The sequence below is a fragment of the Psychrobacter sp. 1Y10 genome (assembly GCF_052259005.1).
GTDB classification, from domain to species: Bacteria; Pseudomonadota; Gammaproteobacteria; order Pseudomonadales; family Moraxellaceae; genus Psychrobacter; species Psychrobacter saeujeotis.
The window spans coordinates 248,608-255,994 of record NZ_JBQQES010000004.1 but is presented as its reverse complement, the minus strand read 5'-3'; the positions used below and the strand labels follow the sequence as shown (position 1 = coordinate 255,994).

Annotated in this window: 6 protein-coding genes and 1 pseudogene; 3 read left to right on the top strand and 4 right to left on the bottom strand. The window is 41.7% G+C overall.

Going from position 1 to position 7,387, the window contains the following annotated elements:
* Together ACTXGH_RS07840 and ACTXGH_RS07835 are read left to right on the top strand one after the other, a co-directional pair.
* Positions 1-552: pseudogene (locus ACTXGH_RS07840) on the top strand (DNA polymerase III subunit gamma/tau); the annotation flags it as partial.
* 296 nt (positions 553-848) lie between these two features.
* Positions 849-1,748: a LysR family transcriptional regulator gene (locus ACTXGH_RS07835; protein WP_439261306.1), complete on the top strand. Its 900-nt coding sequence runs from the start codon at positions 849-851 to the stop codon at positions 1,746-1,748.
* A gap of 104 nt (positions 1,749-1,852) precedes the next feature.
* Here ACTXGH_RS07835 and ACTXGH_RS07830 read toward each other — a convergent pair whose 3' ends face one another.
* Entirely contained in the window at positions 1,853-3,034 is a 1,182-nt protein-coding gene (locus tag ACTXGH_RS07830) for an aspartate aminotransferase family protein (protein ID WP_439261307.1), read from the bottom strand.
* A 46-nt stretch (positions 3,035-3,080) separates the two neighbouring features.
* Positions 3,081-3,272, bottom strand: a complete 192-nt coding sequence (locus ACTXGH_RS07825; RefSeq protein ID WP_439261308.1) for a DNA gyrase inhibitor YacG — start codon at positions 3,270-3,272, stop codon at positions 3,081-3,083.
* A gap of 208 nt (positions 3,273-3,480) precedes the next feature.
* On the opposite strand from ACTXGH_RS07825, the gene ACTXGH_RS07820 reads away from it, so the two are divergent.
* Complete coding sequence (locus tag ACTXGH_RS07820; RefSeq protein WP_439261309.1) at positions 3,481-4,146, top strand: class I SAM-dependent methyltransferase; 666 nt, start codon at positions 3,481-3,483, stop codon at positions 4,144-4,146.
* A 163-nt stretch (positions 4,147-4,309) separates the two neighbouring features.
* Here ACTXGH_RS07820 and ACTXGH_RS07815 read toward each other — a convergent pair whose 3' ends face one another.
* Positions 4,310-5,707 carry an ABC1 kinase family protein gene (locus ACTXGH_RS07815; RefSeq protein WP_439296666.1) on the bottom strand — a complete coding sequence of 466 codons (1,398 nt, stop codon included), beginning with the start codon at positions 5,705-5,707 and terminating at the stop codon, positions 4,310-4,312.
* A 221-nt stretch (positions 5,708-5,928) separates the two neighbouring features.
* Positions 5,929-7,284, bottom strand: a complete 1,356-nt coding sequence (purD, locus tag ACTXGH_RS07810) for a phosphoribosylamine--glycine ligase (protein WP_439261624.1) — start codon at positions 7,282-7,284, stop codon at positions 5,929-5,931.
* Positions 7,285-7,387 lie beyond the last annotated feature (103 nt).

The following is a 7,387-nucleotide window of genomic DNA, read 5'->3' as shown; positions in this document are numbered from 1 at the left end:
GAGCCTGAACCAATTTCTGAGCCTGAACCAATTTCTGAGCCTGAACCAATTTCTGAGCCTGAACCAATTTCTGAGCCAAATCGAAATGATTCTCAATTATATTCTCAAGACAATGACCCACGTGTTTTGCTACGTTGCCCACCGCAAGAGCTGACAGGAGAATGGACACCAGAGAAGTGGGACTATTGGCTACAAGAGGCTCGTGAGAATAGCAACCTTGCGCAAGATGAGTTAGCCCTTGCTCGTCAAGGTATGATGACTGGCGACTGCAATGGAGACGCAGTATTTGTGACTGGTGTCGATAGCAAGCATTTGCAAACTACCTTTCAAGCACTGGCTGCAAAGCTACAACAGCAGTTTCCTAAGGCAGATGTAAGTTTGCAAGTAGACAGCAGTGTGATGCAAGATGAGAATAAAACCCCTGAGCTGCGTCAGCGTCAACGCGTTTTGCAAGCCACCTCAGTTGCAGAAACCATGTTACTTGAGTCACCTGTCATGCAGTATTTGTCTGCTCGTGGCGAAGGAAAAATGGGTAAGGTCAAACTTATTTAGCCATTAATATACCTATGCCATCGTTACTTTATATGGCGGAGAATCTCATTTTATTCATTTTTTCAGTGTTAATTTTTATTAAATAGTTTGCTAGATTCTTGCAAGTAGTAAAAGTAATCATTTATAAACAGCGTCTAACTACAAATTATCATAGTCAAAAGCCAACGTATTGATATTACTTTGTTTTATATTTAAAAATAAATGGTACTACTGATATACGGTAATATGAAAAATGTACAAAATCCGATATACTGGTTAAGTTATATTAACAACCAGAAAGTTTACCAGGTGAGACTATGTTAGATAATTTACGCGGTATGGCTGTGTTCGCCAGTGTGGTCGGACATGGCTCTTTTAGTGGTTCGGCTCGTGAGCTTGGCATCACAACTAGTGCAGTCAGCCAACAGATACGATCACTAGAAAATGAGCTAGGTGTAGTGTTATTACATCGCTCTACACGCAAGTTAAGCCTGACTGAAGCAGGTGAGAGTTTTTATGAAGCGGCCAAAGATGTCGTTAGTGCTGCAGAGCAGGGCAGAATTAAAGTTAATCAGTTGCGTGATGAGTTAGCAGGTAGTTTGCGTATTGCTACTACACCTGAGCTTGGCGTTAATCATATTTTGCCAGCATTATCTACATGGATGGCGGCGCATGACGACTTAAGTATCACTTATCTTGCGGACAATCATTATATTGATATGATTGATGAGCGCATTGATATTGCCATACGTATGAGCCCCACAATCAATGATTCTACGTTAAGTAGTCATCCGTTGACAGATGTACGTCAAGTACTGATTGCATCGCCGCAATATTTACGTCAGCGTAAAAAACTTGAAAGCCCAAAAGATCTAGCGATGCATCAGCTAATTTGTATTGACATCATGAAAGACTCTAATCAAGTTGAGCTTACCCAGACCGAAACTGGCAAAAAGACGCGTATAAAGATGGACTCTCGTATTCATACCAACAATGTCTTTATGGCTACTACTTTGGCCAAAGAGGGGCATGGTTTGGTTAGAATGTTGGAGATGGATGCTAAAAAAGAGTTAGAAAGTGGTGAATTGGTGGAAGTATTGACAGGTTATCAGTTACCAAGCTTTGTATTATATGCAGTCACCCTAAATCGTGAGCAGCAGCCTGCAAAGATTACTCGCTGCTTAGAAGTTTTAAAAAAATACTTCCATGCTTGTTAATGGTCAATAAGCGTAAAGTTATAGAGATACGAAAAGAGCCCTAAATAAATCTTATTTAGGGCTCTTTGGTCTTTAGTATATATCAAGTATATGACAAAACCAGTTTAAAGTAAGGGCCTCAATAAGTTAACTAATCGCTCAATAACTTGCTGGCTTTCATGACGGCTGATGTTTAGTGGCGGTAATAGGCGTACGACATGACCGCCTGTGACATTGATGATTAGTTTGTGCTCATCGCGTGCTAGATCCACCAGCTGACTACAGTCCATGGTATTGGGTAAGACAATACCTATCATCATTCCAGCACCGCGACTACTAACGTCGTATTGTTGCAGCTCGTCCGTTATGCTTTTACGAATAAACTGACCTTCGGTTAACGCGTTTTCCATTATGCCGCTATTTGCCAATACATCGTACACACTATGTACTACGCGACTTGCAAGCGGTGTGCCGCCATAAGTAGAACCATGACTGCCTGCGCCGAATAAGCCGTTAGCACGTCCGCGTACCATACAGGCGCCTACAGGAAAACCATTACCAAGGCCTTTAGCAGTAGTCAATACATCAGGACGAGCGTTGCTATGTTGATAAGCAAAATATTTGCCCGTACGTCCGTTGCCAGTCTGTACTTCATCAATCATAAAGAGCCAGTTGTTTGTCTCACATTGTGCTTGTAGCTCTTCTAAATAGCTAAATCCATTAGCTGCAGTATTGAGACCGCCTTCGCCTTGAATAGGTTCGATGAATATTGCACAAATATCATCATAATCTTTGGCCGCTTGTTTGATAGCTGCGATGTCACCGAAGGGCACACGGATAAAATCATCATCTAAGGTATAAAAACCTTCACGCGCTTTAGGATTGGCAGTCGCTGATAACGATAGTAAAGTACGACCATGAAATGATTGCTCCATCACAATAACTTTTGGACGTTTAAAGCCTTGCTGGTGAGCATAAAGTCGCGCCATCTTTAGAGCAGCTTCATTGGCCTCAGCACCACTATTGGCAAAAAACACGCTATCCATTTGTGCTGCAGTACAAAGTGCTTCTCCTGCACGTTCTTGCCAATCGATGCCAAACAAATTGCTGGTATGAACCAAAGTGGCAGCCTGCTGCTGAATAGCTTCGGTAACCTTCGGATGACAATGCCCTAAGCCGCACACTGCAATGCCTGTAAGTGCATCTAAATATGGAGTTTCATCTTTGGTATATAACCAGCTTCCCGAACCATGGGTGAAGCTGATAGGCTGACGATTATAGGTAGGCATCAGATAAGTAGCTGACATGCAAAACATCCTTAAGATGATAAGTTAGTAAAATAAAAGGTATGGGCTATAGCTCGTCAGAGAAAGGGGTGGTTTCTGCAGGTAGAGTATAGTCCTCATTAGCCCATGCGCCCAAGTCAATCAGCTTACAGCGACTGCTACAAAATGGCTTGTATTTATTGTCCTGCCATGTGGTCTGAGTACCACAACGCGGGCAAGGATAGGTCTTAGGGGAAGTGTCGGGAGTCGTTTTAGTCATAATAAGGGTAATAGTAGTCTCAAATTTATTGGTAGCATTCAGTATTATTAAGAAACAGTAATACGCAATCCTATCTATCCTTTGTTATGCTGCGATTGATAGAACCTAACGCGTTACTCACTGTTGTCATATTACTATTAAAGTGAATTGCCTATATAATAGCATGGGGCTCGATGATGACAAAAGACAAATGCTTTAAGGACAGTAGATGACTAAAAATATTGAGTTTACGCATCAGCAAAAGCGTGCATTTCAACCACAAAAACTCTCAGCACCGCGTGATTTTACCGTTCCAAGCGTTATAAAAAATAGTAACAGTAATATGCCTTTGGTGTTGGAGATTGGAGCAGGGAAGGGCAAGCATGCACTTAGTTTTGCAGCCGAGCATCCTGATAAACATCTGATTGCTATTGAACGTACACGTAATAAATTTGAAGCTTTCACCAAACTATTTGAGCAACAACTGCCAGATAACCTAACACCCATCCACGCTGATGCTATTGCATGGACTGTACACGCGCTGCCTCCCGATTGTTTGACAAGTATTTATCTGCTTTATCCAAACCCAGAACAGCATAACCTTAATCAGCAGTGGCTAAATATGCCTTTCTTCGAATTTTTATTATCTCGTTTGCAAATAGGCGGCACTGTGATTCTGGCAACCAATATAGACACCTATATGGACAATGCAGTTGAGCAGGCGACGACTGTTTGGGTATTGCCTAACAATCGCCATAAAATAGCTATTGAAAGTCAGCGTACTCACTTTGAAGTCAAGTATTTAGCTCGAGGGGAGACGTGTTGGGAGCTAGTCATGACAAAGCCTCAAGGTTATAAAACAAGGTTTGATGATTGGTGTGCAAACAACGTATAGTAATGACAAAAGTAAATAGCCTAAGTAATGGAAAATTATGTAAAACTGAATGGCATTATTGAGATATAACTATATAAAATAGCCTAAGCAAATAAAACGGTAAAACAATAAAAAACCGCTACAAAGAGCGGTTTTCAAAATTTAAGGAGGGTCGATAATAATTTTATAAAAAAGGTTTTACCAATTTTTCTGAATTAGTATGCGCATTAACAACCGTCAAAAAAGTGTAAGCACCAATAAATTTACGGCTAATAAACATAAACTCTTTTGGAGGTAAATTAAATTCGAACGACTGAATCGCTTGTGTAGCACGCTCTGATATACGTGAATGCAATTTACTATTGGCCCAAATATAACGTTTTTGTTCATCTAAACAGTCTGCAGGAATATCAAGGTTAGCATCAGGATGACTAAAAGGTTCTGTCGCAAGCAAAAATAATGAGGCGATATCGGAACGAACTTTATCACTCATCGTATTAAAAAAGTCATAACCTGTCATACCTTCTACCATTAATTGATGATCATGATGGTAGCCTGCACGTAATAAGTTACGCGCAATGGTCAATAGCGTATTATCAAACTGCCTAATAGCGCCAAAATCTAATAAGATAAGTTTATCTAACTCTTCAAAGTTATCACTGATACGTACCAAGTAATTACCAAAGTTTGGATCAGTTTGCATCTCACCCCAAACGAAAATCTCCTGCATCATAACTTCTATGGCTGCTTGACCAATAGCATTGCGTCGTTCATGCGATATCAATTGCAGCGCTTCTGAGGTGACAGAGACACCAGGCTCATAAGTCATACACAGTAAACGCTTGCTTGAGTAATTACGATTAATCTTCGGTACGATATAGCGAGGATCGTCAACCAGACGACTATAAAAGCGCTCTGTCGTTGCAGCTTCAGTATTGTAATCAACTTCATTATGGAGTAGGTCGCGTATCTCTTCAAACCAAGTGTCAAGTGCACGTGTTTGTGGTACCACGTTACTTACCTTTAGTAAGCGTTTAAACAGTGCAAGATCAGAGTCGATCGCTTCTGCTACACCTGGATACTGTATTTTTAGTACGACTTGCTCGCCAGTTTCTAGTACCGTTGCACGGTGAACTTGGGCAAGGGAGGCGGTACCAATAGGAACCGAATCCACTTCGAGCTCATTTAGCTTGTCACCTAATATATGCTGAAGGGTTTGTTCTATTTTTGGCCAAGCGAGAGTAGCCGTGTCATCATTAAGCGTTTGCAACGCTTTGGTGATTTCTGGCGGTAATATATGCTCACCATACAACGCCAACATTTGACCAATCTTAACCACTGAGCCTTTTAGTTTACCTAGCTCTTCTGCGACATAGTTTGCTTGCGCCTCCATAAAAACTTGATTGCGCTTCGAGCGTGCCTGCTTATCCAAAAATATACCAGACATACTATTACCTGCCCAACGACGACCAATGTTCAAAGAGGTTTTGGCAATCGATAATCGACGTTCAAACCCAGAGGTTTTTAGGGTGTCAATTGATTGCCTATTGTTATTAGAAGGTCTAGACGTATCATGTGCCATAAATATAACCATTCATCAGATTGTACTGATTTGCGGGTTTAAGACTAACAATACAAGGAACATGCAAGGTTAGTATACAAAGTCGTACTGACCTTTAGGTCATAATACGAATGAAAATACTAAAACACCCCAGCTCATGTTTAAACTGGGGTTTGAGTCATATAACTTATTAATAAAACAAAATATTGGGACAAAATATACTGTCTCAAATACGACTGGGTCTAAGACTGCTCGCGTGTAATAGCATGATGACCTATGTCACGGCGATAATGCGCACCATCGAAACTGATAGCACCTGTGACGGCAAGTGCTGCTTGTTGCGCGTCTAAAATACTATCTGCTAAAGCAGTCACGCACAATACACGGCCACCATTTGTAATCACTTCTTTAGCATTATTATCATAGCTTGCATCTTGTGAACCAAGGTCAGTGCCATCTTGAGAAAATGCAGTACCTGCATGAAAAACTTTGACTGAGTCATCGTTATCAACGCCAAGTTCGGGCAAGCCAGCAATCACATCACCTTTCGATGAAGTTTCAGGATAGCCTTTAGAGGCGATAACAATACCAAGGGCAGGGCGCGTATCCCATTTAGCTGCATTCGGCAATTGACCTGCCAGTCCTTGAGCAATTAAGTCTACCATAGATGACTGAAGACGCATCAAAATAGGCTGCGTTTCTGGATCGCCAAAACGGCAATTGAATTCGATGACATAAGGGTCGCCTGACTTATCGATCATCAGACCTGCATACAAAAAGCCTGTATAAGGATGACCTGCAGCTTTCATGGCATCAACCACTGGCTGAATCACTTGCGCCATCACTTTATCATGCACGTCTTGAGTGACTACTGGTGCTGGAGAATACGCGCCCATACCGCCTGTGTTGGGACCAGTATCGCCTTCATACGCACGCTTATGATCTTGGCTGGTCGCCATTGGTAAAATGTTATCACCATCAATCATACAGATAAAGCTTGCTTCCTCGCCTTGTAAAAACTGCTCAATCACCACACGACTACCAGCATCGCCAAACTTATTGTCCGCTAGCATATCGTCAATTGCATCATAAGCCTGTTCAATAGTCTCAGCTACAATAACGCCTTTGCCAGCAGCGAGACCATCTGCTTTGATAACGATCGGTGCGCCTTGCTCATCGATATAAGCTTTAGCAGCCGTCGCATCGGTGAAGCCTTGATAGGCGGCAGTAGGAATATTGTTCTGAGCCATAAATTCTTTAGCAAAGGTCTTTGAACCTTCTAACTGAGCGCAATAGGCAGTCGGCCCCCATGCTTTGATACCAGCATCACGGCAAGCGTCGATAATACCGGTAACTAACGGAGCTTCAGGACCAACAATGACCATATCAATGGCATTATTTTGACAAAATTCGATGACAGCGCTATGTTCACTAGCGTCACTACTGGTAGATTTTAAGACAACATTTTGGCATTTGGGTTCCAAAGCGGAGCCAGCATTACCAGGTGCGACATAGATACGCTGCACGTTATCATTTTTGGCACATTGCCAAGCCAATGCGTGTTCGCGACCACCTGAGCCGATCACCAAAATATTCATCATACATCTTACCCTTAATTAAGCGTTAATAGTGAAACAGTAAAACACTGTTAAACATACTGCTGTATTCTAACAAAAAAGTCTCACCTATTGCCATTCGTAT

Bases quoted from the DNA above. Each gene is read 5' to 3' on its own strand.
- ACTXGH_RS07835 (WP_439261306.1), top strand. From the start codon at position 849: ATGTTAGATAATTTACGCGGTATGGCTGTGTTCGCCAGTGTGGTCGGA.
- ACTXGH_RS07830 (WP_439261307.1), bottom strand. From the start codon at position 3,034: ATGTCAGCTACTTATCTGATGCCTACCTATAATCGTCAGCCTATCAGC.
- ACTXGH_RS07825 (WP_439261308.1), bottom strand. From the start codon at position 3,272: ATGACTAAAACGACTCCCGACACTTCCCCTAAGACCTATCCTTGCCCG.
- ACTXGH_RS07820 (WP_439261309.1), top strand. From the start codon at position 3,481: ATGACTAAAAATATTGAGTTTACGCATCAGCAAAAGCGTGCATTTCAA.
- ACTXGH_RS07815 (WP_439296666.1), bottom strand. From the start codon at position 5,707: ATGGCACATGATACGTCTAGACCTTCTAATAACAATAGGCAATCAATT.
- purD (WP_439261624.1), bottom strand. From the start codon at position 7,284: ATGAATATTTTGGTGATCGGCTCAGGTGGTCGCGAACACGCATTGGCT.